Source organism: Rheinheimera aquimaris (assembly GCF_020531985.1).
Lineage (GTDB): Bacteria > Pseudomonadota > Gammaproteobacteria > Enterobacterales > Alteromonadaceae > Alishewanella > Alishewanella aquimaris.
In genome coordinates, this window is the sequence record NZ_JAJAVQ010000002.1 from 482,611 (window position 1) to 499,571 (window position 16,961).

The 16,961-nt window shown below is 52.1% G+C and carries 15 protein-coding genes; 1 reads left to right on the plus strand and 14 read right to left on the minus strand.

The features are described from left to right. Positions 1–36 precede the first annotated feature (36 nt). The 3 genes from LHL18_RS07130 to LHL18_RS07140 form a co-directional block, all read right to left on the minus strand. The gene (locus LHL18_RS07130; RefSeq protein ID WP_226766389.1) at positions 37–348 is read right to left on the minus strand and encodes a cupin domain-containing protein; all 312 of its coding nucleotides are present in this window, start codon (positions 346–348) and stop codon (positions 37–39) included. Positions 349–368: 20 nt separating this feature from the next. Further along, on the minus strand, positions 369–1,328 hold the full coding sequence (locus LHL18_RS07135) for a GlxA family transcriptional regulator (RefSeq protein WP_226766390.1): 960 nt from the start codon (positions 1,326–1,328) through the stop codon (positions 369–371). A gap of 214 nt (positions 1,329–1,542) precedes the next feature. Beyond that, a complete protein-coding gene (locus tag LHL18_RS07140; RefSeq protein ID WP_226766391.1) occupies positions 1,543–1,884 on the minus strand; it encodes a winged helix-turn-helix transcriptional regulator in 342 nt (113 codons plus the stop codon). 113 nt (positions 1,885–1,997) lie between these two features. Between LHL18_RS07140 and LHL18_RS07145 the strand changes: the two genes are divergently transcribed. Continuing rightward, positions 1,998–2,948, plus strand: a complete 951-nt coding sequence (locus tag LHL18_RS07145) for a zinc-binding dehydrogenase (RefSeq protein WP_226766392.1) — start codon at positions 1,998–2,000, stop codon at positions 2,946–2,948. 27 nt (positions 2,949–2,975) lie between these two features. Here the strand turns inward: LHL18_RS07145 and LHL18_RS07150 are convergent, their stop codons facing one another. From LHL18_RS07150 to LHL18_RS07200, 11 genes are all read right to left on the minus strand, one after another. Continuing rightward, a complete protein-coding gene (locus LHL18_RS07150; protein WP_226766393.1) occupies positions 2,976–3,386 on the minus strand; it encodes a GFA family protein in 411 nt (136 codons plus the stop codon). A 62-nt stretch (positions 3,387–3,448) separates the two neighbouring features. Next, entirely contained in the window at positions 3,449–3,868 is a 420-nt protein-coding gene (locus LHL18_RS07155; RefSeq protein WP_226766394.1) for a MarR family winged helix-turn-helix transcriptional regulator, read from the minus strand. A 132-nt stretch (positions 3,869–4,000) separates the two neighbouring features. Further along, positions 4,001–4,780, minus strand: coding sequence for a CPBP family intramembrane glutamic endopeptidase (locus LHL18_RS19770; RefSeq protein ID WP_226766395.1), 780 nt, complete (start codon positions 4,778–4,780; stop codon positions 4,001–4,003). Between the two features lie 147 nt (positions 4,781–4,927). Then, complete coding sequence (locus LHL18_RS07165; protein WP_226766396.1) at positions 4,928–6,811, minus strand: glycoside hydrolase family 13 protein; 1,884 nt, start codon at positions 6,809–6,811, stop codon at positions 4,928–4,930. Further along, a complete protein-coding gene (locus LHL18_RS07170) occupies positions 6,811–8,838 on the minus strand; it encodes a glycoside hydrolase family 97 protein (protein WP_226766397.1) in 2,028 nt (675 codons plus the stop codon). Before LHL18_RS07170 ends, LHL18_RS07165 begins: the two co-directional genes overlap by 1 nt. Before the next feature lie 120 nt (positions 8,839–8,958). Next, positions 8,959–10,206: an RNA polymerase sigma factor gene (locus LHL18_RS07175; RefSeq protein WP_226766398.1), complete on the minus strand. Its 1,248-nt coding sequence runs from the start codon at positions 10,204–10,206 to the stop codon at positions 8,959–8,961. Positions 10,207–10,221: 15 nt separating this feature from the next. Then, positions 10,222–10,566 (minus strand): YciI family protein, encoded by a 345-nt coding sequence (locus LHL18_RS07180; protein ID WP_134052793.1) that lies wholly within the window; start codon positions 10,564–10,566, stop codon positions 10,222–10,224. 10 nt (positions 10,567–10,576) lie between these two features. Beyond that, positions 10,577–11,011 carry a YybH family protein gene (locus LHL18_RS07185; protein WP_226766399.1) on the minus strand — a complete coding sequence of 145 codons (435 nt, stop codon included), beginning with the start codon at positions 11,009–11,011 and terminating at the stop codon, positions 10,577–10,579. 78 nt (positions 11,012–11,089) lie between these two features. After that, on the minus strand, positions 11,090–12,316 hold the full coding sequence (locus tag LHL18_RS19775) for a threonine/serine exporter family protein (RefSeq protein ID WP_226766400.1): 1,227 nt from the start codon (positions 12,314–12,316) through the stop codon (positions 11,090–11,092). Between the two features lie 291 nt (positions 12,317–12,607). After that, a complete protein-coding gene (locus LHL18_RS07195; RefSeq protein ID WP_226766401.1) occupies positions 12,608–15,016 on the minus strand; it encodes a glycoside hydrolase family 31 protein in 2,409 nt (802 codons plus the stop codon). A 3-nt stretch (positions 15,017–15,019) separates the two neighbouring features. Then, complete coding sequence (locus LHL18_RS07200) at positions 15,020–16,924, minus strand: alpha-amylase family glycosyl hydrolase (protein ID WP_226766402.1); 1,905 nt, start codon at positions 16,922–16,924, stop codon at positions 15,020–15,022. Positions 16,925–16,961: the final 37 nt, after the last annotated feature.

Here is a 16,961-nt window from a genome sequence, read left to right on the forward strand (position 1 = left end):
ATTCAGCTGTTCTGTACTGGAATAGTTGGCATCAGTTTACGCGCTACCGTCGTGTTCGACCACCAGTATGCGCGCTTCGCCACGGGGATGGGCCACATGCTCGGTACCGACAGCGGCAAAAAAGATATCGCCGGCGCCAAGCTCGGCCGTTTCTTCAATACCATTGTGCCGGTAATGCATATCGACAACGCCATCCAGCACGACAAACACCTCCTCACCGTCGTTAACGTGCCAGCGGTAAGGCTGATTCGTCCAGTGCAGCTTAGTGGTAATGCCGTGCATATTGGCGATAAGCTGTGAGCCCCAGGCCCGGGGCGCGGTAAAGTCTTTGCTTCTTATCACTTGCATGGGCTGTGCACTCCAAACTATTAACGGAAATGCTTCTGGTATTCGCCGGGGGTGCAACCAAAGGCTTTATTAAACATGCGGATAAGGTTGCGTGGGTCGTTAACGCCAACCTGCTGGCTGATATGCTTTAGGCTGTAGCCATCGCACAGTAATAAACTGCGGGCTTTATCCAGCCTCAGCTGCTGCAGGTATTGCATTGGCGACATCGCAAACCGGCTTTGAAATACCCGCCGGAACTGACGTTCACTTAATGCGGTCTGGGCTGCCATATCGGCAACACTGACAGGTTGCGCCAGATTATCCAGCAACCAGCTTTGCAGCCGGGTAAAACGCTGTTCGGCACTGTGTTGTATCTTCAGCGGGCTGGCATATTGTGATTGCTTGCCGCTGCGGCGCAGGTACATGACCAACTCTTGTGCGATTGCCTGCGCTATCGCCACACCCAAGTCTTGCTCTATGACTGCCAGACAAAGATCAATACCTGCTGTCATACCGCCTGACGAGTAGAACTTATCGACCATTACATACAGCTCAGTCGCGTTAACCTGTACCTTGGGGTAGCGCTGTTGCAGGTCTTTGGCAAAACGCCAGTGGGTGGCAAGCGGTTTGCCGTCGAGCAAACCGCTATGCGCTAGCAAATAAGCACCGGTACAAATAGACAGCAGCTTTTGTGCACTGCTTGCACACTGTTGTAGCCAGGCCATAAAAGCAGGATCGGCGGCTAAGGGGCGCGCCCCGGCGCCACCGGGCAGCACCAGATAGTCAATCGCCGGGCAATCCTGTAGCGTATATTCGGCACTCAGTTGTAAACCGTTCTCCGCTTTTACCGCTGTAGTGGTTTGTCCGATGGTAAACAGCCGGTAATACGGTTGCTGTCCGGTTGACTTAAGAGTTTGATTAACCTGACCAAAACAATCGACTGCCGCTGCAAGATCCAGTGCCTGGATCTCTGGGTAAATTAACACGCCAACGTTTATCATATTGCGCCCGAATGAATAACCAAGGCTGCACTGTAACAAAATTAATGCTGGCCGAGAGGACATTTAATTCGCAATTCCGGCCATTGCAGGTGCCACAAACATGACGCTGGTTTTTACGGCTAAATTCACGCTGACATTGCGGGCATTGCCACATTACTGTCTCCATGCTGACCTCGCTGCTCACTATTATGCAGTAGCAGTGTAGCGTACAGCGTTAATCTGCTGCCGCAGCTTCTGACCGCTGGGCATGATATGCTCCCCAATCCCTCATCTGCAGTAGCAAAGGGGTTAAGGTTTTGCCGTATTCTGTCAGCGAATACTCAACATGAGGCGGAACAACTTCTAACACTTCACGGCTAATTACGCCGTCATCAACCAGTTCTTTCAGCTGCATTGTTAGCATGCGCTGGGTGATGCCATTAATCATTCTTTTCAGGGCATTGAAGCGGCATTTTTCATTTTCTAACAGGTTAAACAGGATAATCGGCTTCCAGCGTCCGCCAATCACCTTCAGCGTTACCGTTACCGAGCAACCAAAAGGTTCGTCATAGTTCATTTTCCAGCGCTCATTGCAGTATAAAAAATGATACTACATTACAAAAATGTGCGTACTTATGCAAATGAAACTATTGCTGTAGACTGCGGAAAATGTAAATTTTGGAGAAAAAAATGAAAGCTGTAGTGATAGAACAATTTGGTGCTTCAAATGTCATGAAACTGGTTGAGCAGGCCACGCCTAGCCCGGGTTATGGCGAAGTGCTGGTCAGGGTAAGGGCGGCGTCTGTCAACCCTGTTGATATACAAACCCGCAGAGGCGACTATAAAAGTGCTGTTACCTTACCGGCCCGGCTGGGTGTTGATTGCGCCGGTATTATTGAGAAAGTGGGAGAAGGTGTCGCTGACTTGAAGGTGGGCGATGAAGTATTTTATGTGCCGAGATTACTGGAAAATGAAGGTAGCTATGCAACGCACCATGTCGAGAAAGCGTCAATAGTAGCGAAGAAGCCAGTAAGTATCTCTTTTGAACAAGCGGCCACCTTACCGCTGGCGTCTGGTACCGCATGGGAGTGCCTGGTCGAGCGCGGCCGGCTGAAAAAAGGCGACAAAGTGCTTATTCATGGCGGGGCCGGTGGCGTAGGCGTATACGCTATTCAGGTAGCCAAATATTTTGGCGCACATGTTGTTACCACTGCCAGTGCAGATAACGCCGACTTTGTGAAAATGCTCGGTGCTGATGTCTGTTACGATTATCGCAGCGAATCTTTGTATACCGATCTTCAGCGCGACCATAGTGCTGGTTTTGATATTGTGCTGGATACCGTCGGCCAAAAAACCATAGAAAACAGTTTGTCACTGTTGGCTGCAGCGGGAAGAGTGGTATCGATAGTTGACATGGCGGTACCGCAAAACCTGATGGCGGGCTGGTTAGCCAATGCCGAGATCCACTTTGTTTTTACCACCCAATCGGCCAAGCGGCTGACTGACATCGCCAAGGCAGTCGACGCAGGCGGCATTAAACCGATCGTCGAGCGGGTGATGAAGCTAACGGAAATAGTGGCGGCGCATAACCTTATTGAAGCCGGAAGCCGCAAGGGCAAGATAGCCATCTCGGTAGACTAGCGGGCAACTCGCATTATTCCGGTTGAATTATTTGCCAGGCAAACCATCACAGCTGGGTACGGCGTTAAGATCTTTCGCCCAGCTGGCGCGGCTTTTAACAAAAATCTTGGCCGTTGGCGCTATGGTGACTTCGCTATCAAGGCAGCCGGCAGGAACGACCACACAGCCAATACTGGCAGCTACTGTCGGCAGCGCCGAGCCACAGTGTTTGCAGAAGCTTTTGCTATGGCGTGTATTGGCGTGCTGGTAAGTGGTAACGCTGGTTTCCCCTTGCAGCCAGTTAAGTGTTGCTTCAGGCGCAAATAAGTTAGCTGCATGGGCTGAGCCAGTGTCTTTTTGGCAACGGCTGCAATGGCATAGAAAGAACGATGAAAACTCGCCGCAGAGGCTAAATTTAACCGCCTGGCATAAGCAGGAACCCTGATGCTGTGTTGTCATAATGTCCCCTTAGCATATAAATGCGTTGTTTACCGCCGCGCCTGCTACCCAATAGGAAAGACTTACAGCAGCGGCTTAATCAAACTAGATAAGTTATCCTGCTTGGCGGCATCAAGGGCAGTGAACAAGTTGTTCGCTGCTTCTGAGAACGCCGTTTTGGCTTCTTCGTATACTGTTTTGCCTGAGGCTGAAAGCATGACCAGGCTGACCCTGGCATCGCGGGCATTAGCCTCCTTCTCTACCAGGCCAATTTTTTTCAGCGGGTTAAGCAAGCGGGTAATACCAGATGGGCTTAACCCGACACGCTCGGCCAGTTCACTGCGGCGCATTTTCTGAGCCGGTGCTAAATACAATTGGTTTAGTACAAAGTAATCAGATAAACCCAAGCCATGCATAGAAAGCGCGCCCCCGACTTTTTTCTGAATAATGCTTTGCAGGTTCATCAAATCGATAACCAGATTTTCTGCGATATAGTCTGACATAATAAATTCTCTTGTGTGATACTTGACTGCGCAAATATATAATCAATTTATTGAGTGGTCAAGTATAAATCAAACATGTGGCAAGTTTATCTGTCAGATACTGGTTTGTTATGCTACCTCTTTCGCCAAAGGCTATAGCGCGAATGCGGGCAGCACGTGAATGACTATATCGACACAAAAGTGCGCAACCATAGCTGCGAACAGGCTCCTTCGCCAGAAGCACCAACCATATAAGATGCCAACAGTGGTGTTACCTAATACTGTCCCTGCAATAGCAAAAGGCGATCCGGCTCCATAAGACAACAACTGTGGTAAGTGGGCTACAGCAAACGCTACAGCAGAAATGACGATGATGCTCCATATCACTACCGCATGGAATTTTCTGTCTGGAAAAAGATGAAATCCGCACCATACCAAAAGGGTCATCAAGCCCAGTCGAAACCAGACCTCTTCTGCAACGGCAGCGCCAAATGATACCGACAATCCACCGACCACACCCCGATGTCCATACGCGGGGATTTCCGGCGGCAGATGCGACTCACTGAATTGGCGTATCAACAGAAGCAATGCGCCGAGAGCAAGCCCAAGAACACAAGCTAAGCCTGCATGCTCTGCGAATTTACGCAAACAGCCGGATTCACCAGACAAAAATGCAGCGAATAACGGGCTTCCTAGCCCGACCTGAGGCCCCAATTGTAAACCGCACCAAATCGAAGGCAGCGTAATCACGCTGAGATACAGCAGGCTGGGCAATACAATCGAACTGAAACTCAATGAATTATCTACTCTGCCGAAAGCTAAACTCACTAGTTGTGCCGAAATTATTAGCACAAAAAGAAAGGCGAATAGTGGGAAAATGGGCTTTTTTCGTGTCTCAACCAAGGCGTCGGCTGAATCTAAATGCTTCTGCACCGGGCAGTTTCCTCATTTTTGGTTAATGCCCGCCAAAAACGTGAGCTACGTACGTTGAGTCGCGTAGCTCAGCAGCGTTTCATTTCTATTAGCTAAACTAGCTAACATTTAACTGTATATCAAATACGTGTCAGTGATTATTTAACACTAACGTATATCCAGCACCAAAGTACCGCGTGCTGGCACGGTGAGTTGCTTGTCCAGCTTGATCGTTTTGCCGCTAATCACCTCAGTTGCGGTTTTACCCTGCGGCAGCACTTCGCTAAAGCGTGCGAGATCCAGCGTTACCGGCTCAGATTGTTTGTTCATTACTACCATCACGGTTTGCTTATCGTTGTAACGAAAGTACGTGTAAGTGCCGTTTTCGGGCGCGAAGTGCATCAGCTTACCGCTGTGAATAGCTGTGGCCGTTTTGCGCCAGTTCAGCAGGGTTTTCACCAGTTGCTGCGCGCTTTTTTGTGTAGCATTTAAGCCTTGGCCGGTAAAAGCGTTCACCTTGTCGCCAGCCCAGCCGCCGGGGAAATCAGCGCGCACTTTGCCGTCATCGCGGAACTTCGGGCTTTGCATGGCTATTTCGGTGCCGTAGAACATCTGCGGTATACCACGCATGGTTAGCAGGTAGCTGATAGCCATGCGGTACAGGTTAATATCTTCATTCAGCAGCGAGAAAATACGCGCTGTGTCGTGGTTGCCTTCAAAGGTAACCAGATTAAACGGGTTGGCGTAGATATGATCGTTACTGAGCATTTCATACAGGCCAATCCAGCCACCGTTCCAGCTTTCATCGTCGTTCAGCGCTTTTAGCATGGCGTCGTACAGCGGAAAGTCCAGCATCGCTGGAGTGTGCGATACATAACCGTCTTTATTTTGTTTACCCGCCTGCCAATACGAAACGATTAGCGGGTTGGGGCTCCACTCTTCGCCAACAATATTAAACTGCGGGTACTCCAGCATAATACGCCGCGCCCATTCGCTTAAAAACTGCTTGTCGGCATAGCTGTAGGTGTCTTCACGGATGCCGGACAGGTTGGCATATTCTACCCACCAGATACTGTTCTGAATAAGGTAAGTCGCCAGCAGTGGGTGACGCTGGTTTAAATCGGGCATGCTGTCGACAAACCAGCCGTCGGTAAACTGTGCACTGTCGATTTTACTGGCGTAAGGGTCTTGCACAGTGCTGCGGCTATGGTTGGTGCCAATAAAGGGTTTTCCGGTTAAAAACTCCTGATTATTCAGCCAATTGTTATCTGGTAAATCTTTCAGCCACCAGTGCTCGTTGCCAATGTGGTTCAGAATAATATCCTGAATTACCTTAATGCCTTTGCTGTTGGCCGCGGCAACGAAATCGCGGTACTGGCTGTTAGTGCCAAAGCGGGCGTCGATGTTGTACAGATCGGTAGCGGCATAGCCATGGTACGAATAAGCGCTTTGGTTATTTTCCGTCAGCGGGGTTGGCCAGATAGTGGTGTAGCCCATATCGGCAATGTAACCCAGCGCACTTTGCATACCGGCTAAATCGCCACCGTGGCGGCCATTGTCATCAGCACGGTTTAGCTTGTCCGGCATACCGGGCTGATTGTCATTCGCCGGGTTACCATTGGCAAAGCGATCCGGCACCAGCAGGTAAATAACATCGGCAGCACTGAAGCCCTGACGCTTAGCAGAGGCTTCACGTCGCTTAAGCAGCGGGTAATTATGGCTAAGTACTGTTTCGCCGTTGTGGCTAAACTGCAACGCGATATCACCAGGCTTAACGTTGGCCGCCAGCTCCAGGTTTACAAACAGATAGTTCGGGTTATTGGTGCGTTCTACTCCGGTTAGGGTTACGCCATCGTAGTTAAGCGCCGGGGTTAGTTTGGCAATATCTTTACCGTACAGCATCAGTTGCAGCTCTGGGTGCTGCATACCGGCCCACCAGTTAGCCGGCTCTAAGCGTTCGATTTGAAAAGCCGGTGCTGCCTGGGCGTTAAGGCCACAGCTTAACACTGCCGCTGCCAACATGTTTTTAGATAATAAGTTTTTGTTATACATTATTTTTCTGCCTTAAAGCGAATAGCAGCACCGCCACTGGTGGCCAGCGGCAGCGTTAAGCTGTCGGCGGCAGTAACGCTTTTCTGCTCGATGATCATCTCGTACGGCTTGGTGCGCCAATCGGCGTCTTTGCCGTCACGGTAAATTTGCGCCGTAAAGCGCTTACCGGCCGGTAAAAAGTCCAGTTTTACTGTTACTGTGCGCGCTTGTTCGTCAGTCAGCGCGCCTAAGTACCAGTCAGCGCTGTGTTTATCCTGGCGGGCAAACACAACAAAATTACCGACTTCGCCCTGCAGAGCTTTACTCTGCGCCCAGTCGGTTGGCACGTCTTTAATAAACTGAAAGGCTTTCGGGTGCGCGGCATAATGCTCGGGTAAGTCGGCCACCATCTGGATCGGGCTATACAGCACCACATACAGCGCCAACTGTTTAGCCAGCGTGGTTTGTACCCGGTTCTCGGCATCTAACCCTTTATAGGCCAGGTTAAAAATGCCGGGGGTAAAGTCCATCGGGCCGGACAGCATACGGGTGAAGGGCAGCATCGCGGTGTGCTCCGGCGGGTTTGGTGGTGAGCCCCAGGCGTTGTACTCCTGGCCACGGGCGCCTTCGCGGCTGATCCAGTTCGGGTAAGTGCGGCGCAGGCCGGTGTCTTTAATTGGTTCATGGGTGTTAATACTAAGCTGGCGTTTCGCCGCTTCGGTCACCGAGTACAGATAATGGTTTACCATTAACTGGCCGTCGTGCCACTCTTTACGTTCTATGCCGTTTTCGTCTATGTGGGTAGCCTGGCCACCGTCGGCCACATAACCGGTTTTAATCTGGCTGACGCCGTGTTTGGCGTATAAATCATAAGCGTCGGCCATTTGCGCTTCGTAGTTGCTGATATGGCCCGAGGTTTCGTGGTGGCCAATCAGTTTCACGCCTTTTGCTTTGCCATAGGCAGTAATGGCGGCTAAATCAAAGTCCGGGTAAGGCGTAGTGAAGTTAAACACAGCACCGTTTAAAAACCATTCACCGTCCCAGCCCTGGTTCCAGCCTTCTACTAACACACCGTCAAAACCGTTTTTGGCGGCAAAATCAATATACGCTTTAGTGTTAGCTGTAGTGGCGCCATGCTTGGGGCCGCTGCCCCAGCTTTGTGTTTCCAGGTGCATGCCCCACCAGATGCCGGCATATTTCCCCGGTTTTACCCAGGACACATCGCCGAGTTTATTCGGTTCGTTCAGGTTTAAAATCAGATCAGAATTTAACAGGCCTATGGCATTATCTGCTATCTGAATGGTGCGCCACGGCGTGGTGAAACTGCCGTTGGTTTTAACCCGGATACCGTCTGACCAGGGTGTTAAATCGCTTTTCAATACACCGTCGCGCTGCTGATCCAGCACCATGCCGGCAAAATCAACCAGTGCTGCTTCATGAATACTCAGATGCACGCCGGTTGGCAGTTTAAAGGTAAAAGGTGTATGAGCGCGGTCTACCTCGTTCAGCGCTGTGGTGCGGTACAGCATTTCGTAGCGGTTCCAGCCCCGGCCCGGGATCCACCAGGCGGTAGTCTGTTTACTGTCGTTAATGCGAAACTCGGTCAGCTCGTCAATAATATCCAGCTTATCCACACCCTGGTCTGGCACTTCGTAACGAAAACCGAGGCCGTCGTTAAACAGTTTAAAGCGCAGTGTAAAAGGCGCCTGGCGCTCAGGGTGTTTTAACGTCACCACCAGTTCGTTATGTTGATCTACAACTGTTTCGCGCTCGCCCCACGGCTGTTGCCAGGTTTGGTTAACACTGTTGCGGCTGTGTGCGGTAATTTTGTAACCCTTACCTAAGGCAGGTAGCTGTAAAAAGCGAAAGCCCAGTGCCGAGGGCGCGATAACCTGCTGCTGATGAAACTGCACCTGATAGGTCAGGGCAGTGTCATCCAGCGTCAGTTCAATACTGCCATCGGGTGAGGTAACACTAAGGCTGGCTGCCAGCAGTGAACACGGCGTAAGCAAAGCTGCCAGCAGGCAGGGAATGACAGACAGGCGCATAAAGATTTCCGGTACAGTGACAAAGCTTTTACCCTAGAGCATTGCACCAGTTTGCAGCAAGGTAAAAGCCGGCACTGCATACGTATTCAGCCACTGCCCTGACCAGTGAGTGTGCCACTGTTATCCGGTTAATGCTGCAATTTGGCGCTGTAAAAAGCGCTGCTCCGGTAATTGTTTACACAGCTGCAGTGCTTGCTGATAGGCATACAGCGCCTCTTGATTGCGGCTAAGTTGGCGCAGTAAATCGGCTTTGGCAGCATACAGCAGATGGTATTGGCTAAGTTGCCCGTGCTGTTGCAGCTGTTCAATGAGTGGTAACGCTGCAGCCGGGCCGTCACGCATTGCTATGGCAACTGCCCGGTTTAATGCGACTACCGGTGACGGGTCGGCCTGTGAGAGCAGGTTATACAGGCCGCAAATCTCCTGCCAGTCGGTTGCGGCACTGCTTGGCGCTTCACTGTGTAATGCGGCTATGGCTGCCTGCAGTGTATAGGGGCCAATACGGCGGGTACGCAGTGCCCATTGCACCAGTTCGCCGCCTTCGCGTATTTCATCCTGTTGCCACAGGCTGCGGTCCTGTTGTGGTAATAATACTAACTCGCCGTCGCCAGATACCCGGGCGTGGCGGCGGGCATGTTGCAGCAGCATCAGCGCCAGTAAGCCGGCGGTTTCGGCGTCGGGCAGCAGTTCAAGCATTAAGCGGCCAAGCCGGATAGCTTCGTCACTTAAACTGATATCAAGCAGCACTGTGCCCATAGAGGCTGAATAGCCTTCATTAAACAGCAGGTAAATGACCTGTAATACCGCATCCAGCCGCTGTGGTAACTCGGCCGGCGGCGGTACTTCATACGGGATGCGGGCGTCGCGTATTTTACCTTTCGCCCGTACGATGCGCTGCGCCACAGTGGGCGCGTTGGTTAGAAAAGCACTGGCAATTTGCTCGGTAGTCAGGCCGCATACTTCACGCAGTGTTAATGCCAGCTGGGCATCGGTGGCTAAACTGGGGTGACAGCAGGTAAAAATCAGCCGCAGCTGATCGTCCGCAATTACCTCAGGCTCGGCAGCATCTTCTGTGCTCAGCTGTGCCAGTAATTCATTGGGTAAGTGGGTTAAGCGCGATGTTTTACGCAGCTGATCTATGGCTTTAAAGCGCCCGGCAGATACCAGCCAGGCCACCGGGTTTGCTGGCAGGCCCTCGACAGGCCATTGTTGCAACGCTGCATGAAAAGCCTCGTGCAGCGCTTCTTCGGCCAGCTCAAAGTCACCCAGCAGCCGGATCAGCGTCGCCAGTACCTTACGTGATTCACGCTGGTACATGGCACTTAGCTGAGCGCGTACCTGGCTGGCCTGAGCGGGATTAACCGGCATTGATCTGCAGCCAGCTCAGACGTCGAGCTGACGTACCGGTCGCACTTCGACCGAGCCAACCCGCGCAGCCGGTATGCCGCTGGCGATCTGTATTGCCTCGTTTAAGTCATGGGCATCTACCAGATAAAAGCCTGCCAGCTGTTCTTTGGTTTCAGCAAAGGGGCCATCAGTAATACTGACTTTACCGCTACGCACCCGGATGGTGGTGGCAGTGCTGACCGGTTGCAGGGCTTCTGCCGCCAGCATGCGGCCACTGTTATGCACTTTTTCCGCATAAGCCTGGCACTCGCTGTCGTGCGGGCTGTCAGGCAGGCTGTGCAGCGTGTTTTCGTCACTGTACACCAGACAAAGGTATTTCATGCTGTGCTCCTTATGGGGTTAGGTCTGACAGAATAGCACCGGTTTGCATGTCAAATGGCATCGAGTAATGCTCGTGCACCACTTGCCAGCCATTACTGCCATGTTGCCAGCACTGGGTGGCGCGCATCCAGCATTTTTGCAGTTCGCCTTTGTCGTTGGTGCCACCGCAGTGGGTTAAAAAGTGGGTAAACGCCAGCTGTTCTGCAGCTTGTATTTGCAGCTGGTGCATTTCAAAAAAAGACTCGCCGCTGCAAAACTCCATACAGCGTTGCCAGTGTGCGCGGTAGTCGGCCAGACCTTTAAACTGCAACTGACCAATGGCGTCGAAGGCGACAATGTCGTTATGGTAGATACTGGTAATAGCCGCGACATCTTTTGCTCTTACCGCACGTAGCCAGCTATTTAGCAAATCGCTGATCTGTTGTGCCTGTTTTACCTGATTCATTTGTTGCTCCTGTTATTACCATCCAAGGTATAACTGGTCGCAATAGGCGGCACCGATTCGACAGGGCGGTGAAATTATTTACAGACTTTTTTTCGGTGGCAATGCAACATTGGCGAAAATAAGCCCGGCAATCAGTGACATAAAAATTAAAAAAGTTTGCTGGCCAATGCCGTCGGATACGACAAAATCCTGGCCGGAAATCAGTGAGTTTAAGCCAATATAAGTTTTACTGCCGGGTACCAGTACGATAAGGCCGTGCATCGCCACGATAACCGCCGGCGCCTTTGCCAACCGGGTAAACAGGTTGCTATACAGGCCAACGGCAAAAGCACCGAGAAACGCGCCCAGTGTATAGTCGAACATAGCGGCGCCGGTAATACTGACGGCATAGGCAATAAAACCCGACGCCAGTGACCACAGTGTATATTTAAGCCGGCTTTTAAACAGAATAATCAGCGAGATACCTAAAATGCCAATCGCCAGCCAAGCAAAGCTGTGTGGTATCGGAGCAGGCTGCACAAAATCGACCGTGCCAAACAGACGAAAGCCCAGCGCTATACCCAGAAAAGCGCCAAAGTACAGCTTAAACAGCAGCATTAGCGCATCCATAATGCGGGCGTTACCTGACACCAGGTGCCGCGCCGCCAGTTCGGCAAAGCCCAATGTTAATGCCAGGCCGGGAATAAACGGAATAATCGCCGACAGCACTACTAAGCGGATATTAACGCCGGGGTCGATATAACGGCTGATGGCGCAGGCAGCCAGTGCAGCGGCCAGTGCCACTAAAGGTTCAAGCATATTGGCAATACGCGCTGAGCGCGCAGCCCAAAGCATAAAGCCGTATACCAGCAACGACAGTAAAGACGACCACAAGACATCGTTCCAGCTGGTGGCCATTAACATGGCAAAAGCGCCGCCGGACATCATCATCGCCAGCGCCGTAGCGCCTTTGCCATAAGGGTTAGGGCGGGCGTCTATTGCATCCAGCAGGGCATCGGCTTCGTTCAGGCTGACTTTACCCTGCAGCACCTGATCGGCCAGTTCGTCAGTGCGTGATAAGGCACCAAGATCCAGATCGCCCGGGTTAACACGGGCGGCATGGGTATATTCTTGCTCGTGGCCTTCGGTCCAGAGCACAAAGGTCATTGATGTCGGCGAAATGATATAAGAGCCTTTCAGACCAAGGTGGATGGTCAGCTCGGCCAGGTGGGCTTCAAGCCGGTATGCCGGTGTGCCGTACTTATGCAGCATTTTGCCGATTTTGACGATAAATTTACGTTTCTGGGTAAAGTCGGCATTTAGCACTTAGCGCGTCCATCGGGGTTGTTAACCCGGTCATTGTAAAGGAAAAACTAAATCAGATATATGCAAAGCAACATTACTATCGCCAAGGCTGATCGATTTGCTTTAAACCGACCGTTGAAGCCCTGGACGGGCGAACAAATTCGTCGGGAACGAATTTGAACAGCTCCGCTGGCCCAGAGGGGGAACTTCGGGAAAGAAGTTCATAAACGAGCCTACAGGGATGTATTTACGGCGTGTCGGTGTAAGCAAACCGGTCAGTCTTTTTCTCAACCGACCGGATGTATCCGGTTGTCAGCGAATCGCTAGTTGGGTCAAATCCGCTTGCCAGTCAACTTTAATACTCAGCTGCCTGCTGGCTTTATCGTAGTACGCCACATTTTCTAACCGGGCAAAGCGTGCCGGTTGCGGCACCAGCTGAATATAACGGCCATCAATGCTGATATGCGACGGCTTTGCGCTTTGGTTATGCACTACCAGCGTAACCTCGCGGCTTTGCGGTTTGCCGTTGTAGTCGCCGCTGCGGCGCAGCTCAAACTTCTGCGTGCCGTTGTCATTAAGGTAATAGAAGTTCAGCCGTTCAAACTCGCCTTTGGCAATGGCGTCCGGCGTTTTTCCATCATCCTCATACATTTCGCCTTTGGCACAGTCGATACTGCTATCAGCGTAATAGTGCAGGGTCAGCTGTTCACTGCTATAGTCCTGTGTGCTTTGCACCGGCTTTGTCATCGGCACAAAGCTGCCGGCTTTTACCAATACCGGTATAGTGTTTAGTGTTACCGGCACTTCAACTTTAGTTGTGCCCGCGTAGCGCTTGGTACTGAAGTAATCAAACCATACACCACCTGGCAGCTGCACCGGCCAGCTTGTTACACCAGGTTCGGTTACCGGCGCCACTAAGAAGGCATCGCCCCAGAGGTAGCTGTTTTTTTCATCGAGCAGAGCGGTGTTGGTTTCATCATAAAAGAACAACGGCCGCATCAGTGGCATACCGCTGACACTGTTCTGATAGGCCAGGGTGTAGTTATACGGCAATAACTGATAACGCAAATTCAGCCAGGGCCGCAGTGTGTCGATGGTATCCTTGTCATGGAACACCAGCTCAGGTGCAATATGCTCCTGCGCGTGCGGGCGGAACACCGGCTGAAATACGCCGTACTGCAACCAGCGGATATACAGCTCCTTATCAAACGTTTCACCGCCGGCAAAGCCGCCTAAGTCGGAGTGGATATAGCCAAAGCCGGATAAGCCCATCGTCAGTGCCAGCTCGACCTGAGGTTTTAACCCGCCCCAGCTACGGTCAACATCGCCGGTCCAGGGCACCATGCCAAAGCGCTGGCTACCCGGCGCGCCGGCCCGCATCATAATAAAAGGCCGTTTAGCCGGGAAATGCTGTTGCATGCCGCTGTAGACCATGTCGGCCCACTGATGGCCAAACGCATTGTGTACTTCGTTGGCCATACCGATGGCATGCACGGTATCTTCCGGGTGTACTTCCGGTTCGCCCAAATCGCCCCAGACGCCGGCCACACCTTGCTCAGTCAGGCTCTGATAAATCTGCCAGAACCAGTTTTGGCCCTGCTCGCTGAACACGTCAATCAGGCCGGTGTTGCCAAAGTAAAAATCAAAGGTTTTAGGCTGGCCATCAAGCCCTCTGGCGATGGCGCCGGCTGCAACTGCCTGTTGCCAGCGTTTTGATGTGGTCAGCACAAAAGGCTCGGTGACTAATATGGTGTTAACGCCGTCTGCGCTGAAATCGGCCAGCATTTGCTCCGGGTGAGGGAAGGCAGTGCGGTCCCAGTCCAGGTTGCCCATATGGCCCTGAATATCCGGGCCGAACCAGTATAAATCCAGCACTATGGCATCCAGCGGCAGTTTGGCATCGCGGAACTTTTGCACCACGGCACGGGCTTCTACCTCAGTATGGTAGCCAAAGCGCGACGCATAGTTGCCCAGCGTCCAGCGTGCCGGCAGTGGCTGCCTACCTGTTAAGGCGGTGTAGTTACTGACCAGCTGCGGGTAGCTGTCACCGGCGACGACAACATAACTGCTGCGGCCACCTTCAGCACTAAATTGCAGTACGTTTTTGTCTGTAGCACCTAAATCGGCTTCGCCTTTAGCGCTGTTATCAAACAGCAGTATGTATTTATTGCTCGATAGCAGCAGTGGCAGGCTGAAATACATCTGGCTGGATTCAGTGCTGTAGCCATAATGCGCTTTGTTATACAGCGGAAACTTCTGCCCGCGCCGGTCCATACCCAGTGCGCGTTCACCGCCGCCCAGCAGCTTTTCGCCCGGCGTTAGCGCGAAACGAAAGCCATGCTGCTGGTTGTCAGCATTTTGCACATAACCCTGCTCTTCGGCGAGCAACAGCTTGCCGCTACGGTAGTAGCTAAGCTTCAGCGGTGATTTTTCAATGTTCACTGTTAAGCCGGCACTGCTTAGTATCAACTTATCGGCAGTTTCCTGTAGCCGTAGCGCAATATCCGCCGGGCTCTGGCTGATTGAGAACGACGGCAGTTGTTTGACGCCTTTTGCCTGATAAAAGGCTTCGACCACATCGTTCTGATAGAAGTTTAGCGTGACGGCACCCTCGTCGGTGTCAACAGTGAGTGTGCTGCCCTGCAGATTGTGCTGCTGGTATTGCGCTGCCAGCAGCGCAGGTGCTGACAAAAAAACAATAAAAATCAGTAATAAGCGCATGGTTTACAGCTCCAGGATCACAGAGGCTAAAGGTGCAAGTTCCAACGCTATACTGCCTGTACCATTGCTTACCGCTAATGAATATTGGTTGTTGTTAAGAGCGTCGGTCAGGCTGTACTGGCCATCGCTTAACTGCCAGCGGTTCATCAGATCGGCCGGCAGTGTCAGGTTAAAGCTCACTGCAGCGTCGGCGTTAAAATGGCTGACAACCACCAGTTTCTGCTCGTCGCTCCAGCGGGCAAACGCCAGCTGTTGTTCGCTGTAACCGCTATTTGCTGCCAGGTTTGCACTGTGCAGCTCGGCGTATTGTCCCATCAGCGCCGGCGCCTTAGCGGTAAAGCTGAGTAGCCTCTGATAGTAAGCATGCAGGGCTTTATCATCGGCGTTTAACGCGCCGCCATCAAATTTGCCGCCATTCATCCATTTTTGATGCTGTGGCACGCCCCAATAATCAAAAATAGTGGTACGGCTGGCTTTGCCAAAACCGGCGTCTGCCGTGCCCGGCTCGCCAACATGCTGACCAAAATACAGCATAGTGGGCGAGGTACTGATGGTAGCTGACACGACCATCGCAGGCAGGCCTTTTCTGGCATCGCCGGCGAATTCCGGCGCGGCGATACGCTGCTCGTCGTGGTTTTCTAAAAAGTGCAGCATATGGTGCTCAATGTCAGCCATGCGCTGCTGGGTTTCAATCAGTGCCGAGGTTGGCCCTTTGCCCTGCATCACAAGTTTCAGGCTGTCGTAAAACTCTACTTTGTCGTACAGATAATCCATTTTGCCAAGCTTAATATAGTCGCGGTACAAATGCGGCTGATACACCTCGGCTAATAAAAACGCCTGCGGGTTGGTTTGCTTGATGTGCGAGTTTAAGTAGCTCCAGAACTCCACCGGTACCATTTCGGCCATATCGTAACGAAAACCATCGACGCCTTTGGCCAGCCAGTACTGGGTGATATCGCGGAACTTGCGCCAGGAGTCTGGCACGGTTTTGCCTTGCCAGAACTGAAAATGCGCCTGCCAGTCTTTTGCAGCATAGTCTGCCGGTAAGCTGTCAAAGTCATAGCTGCCATCTGGTTTTACGCCGTAATTGATTTTTACTGTTTCATACCAGTCGTCAAAGGCTGGCTGGGCTGCGCGAGAGCCATTACCTGTCCATTTTGCCGGATACTCGGCAAACTTACCGTCGGCTAACGGATGCGCTTCACCGCCCAGAACCTGATAGCTGTCCTGGAAAGCCGGCACGTTAAACGCCTGGCCAGGCACGTAATAGAAGTTATTATCGCGGGCATACTCGACAGTAGTGTCATCATTGGCGCCAAAATCCTCAGTGCCTTCAGGGTTCGACAGCGACTGATAAGAGCGGGCGACATGGTTCGGCACTATGTCTATCAGCACTTTCATACCATGCTGATGGGTGCGGGCGATCAGCTGTTCAAATTCAGCCAGCCGGTTGGCCGGATCGGTGGCCAGATCGGGGTTAACGTTATAGTAGTCTTTGACCGCATAAGGCGAGCCGGCGCGGCCTTTGATAACGTCCGGGTCGTCATTGCTGATGCCATAAGCGCTGTAATCGTTAACCAGTGCATGATGTGGTACGCCGGTATACCAGATATGGCTGACGCCCAGGGCTTTTATTGCGTCCAGCGCCTGGGGCGTAAAGTCGGCAAATTTACCCACGCCGTTCTGTGCCAGCGTGCCCCAGGGCTGATTAGTGTTGTTAGTGTTGCCAAACAAGCGGGTGAATACCTGATACACCACAACTTTATGTTCAGTTGCCGGACGTTCAGCGGCAGGCTTTGCTGCTACCGGTTCGGTTTTTGTCGACATGGCGGGCTCCGGTGCTTTGCTGCATGACAGCAGCAGGCTGCCTGCGACACTCAGCAACAGTATGGTGGCGCTCTTACGCATAGATTCTACCCTGTGTTGTAGTTTTAATAGATTTGCT

What these genes read in the sequence shown, in the direction of transcription:
- LHL18_RS07185 (WP_226766399.1), bottom strand. Translation starts at nt 11,011, where the DNA reads ATGAATCAGGTAAAACAGGCACAACAGATCAGCGATTTGCTAAATAGC.
- LHL18_RS07200 (WP_226766402.1), bottom strand. Translation starts at nt 16,924, where the DNA reads ATGCGTAAGAGCGCCACCATACTGTTGCTGAGTGTCGCAGGCAGCCTG.
- LHL18_RS07170 (WP_226766397.1), bottom strand. Translation starts at nt 8,838, where the DNA reads ATGCGCCTGTCTGTCATTCCCTGCCTGCTGGCAGCTTTGCTTACGCCG.
- LHL18_RS07180 (WP_134052793.1), bottom strand. Translation starts at nt 10,566, where the DNA reads ATGAAATACCTTTGTCTGGTGTACAGTGACGAAAACACGCTGCACAGC.
- LHL18_RS07130 (WP_226766389.1), bottom strand. Translation starts at nt 348, where the DNA reads ATGCAAGTGATAAGAAGCAAAGACTTTACCGCGCCCCGGGCCTGGGGC.
- LHL18_RS07195 (WP_226766401.1), bottom strand. Translation starts at nt 15,016, where the DNA reads ATGCGCTTATTACTGATTTTTATTGTTTTTTTGTCAGCACCTGCGCTG.
- LHL18_RS07150 (WP_226766393.1), bottom strand. Translation starts at nt 3,386, where the DNA reads ATGACAACACAGCATCAGGGTTCCTGCTTATGCCAGGCGGTTAAATTT.
- LHL18_RS07145 (WP_226766392.1), top strand. Translation starts at nt 1,998, where the DNA reads ATGAAAGCTGTAGTGATAGAACAATTTGGTGCTTCAAATGTCATGAAA.
- LHL18_RS07155 (WP_226766394.1), bottom strand. Translation starts at nt 3,868, where the DNA reads ATGTCAGACTATATCGCAGAAAATCTGGTTATCGATTTGATGAACCTG.
- LHL18_RS07135 (WP_226766390.1), bottom strand. Translation starts at nt 1,328, where the DNA reads ATGATAAACGTTGGCGTGTTAATTTACCCAGAGATCCAGGCACTGGAT.
- LHL18_RS07165 (WP_226766396.1), bottom strand. Translation starts at nt 6,811, where the DNA reads ATGTATAACAAAAACTTATTATCTAAAAACATGTTGGCAGCGGCAGTG.
- LHL18_RS07175 (WP_226766398.1), bottom strand. Translation starts at nt 10,206, where the DNA reads ATGCCGGTTAATCCCGCTCAGGCCAGCCAGGTACGCGCTCAGCTAAGT.
- LHL18_RS07140 (WP_226766391.1), bottom strand. Translation starts at nt 1,884, where the DNA reads ATGAACTATGACGAACCTTTTGGTTGCTCGGTAACGGTAACGCTGAAG.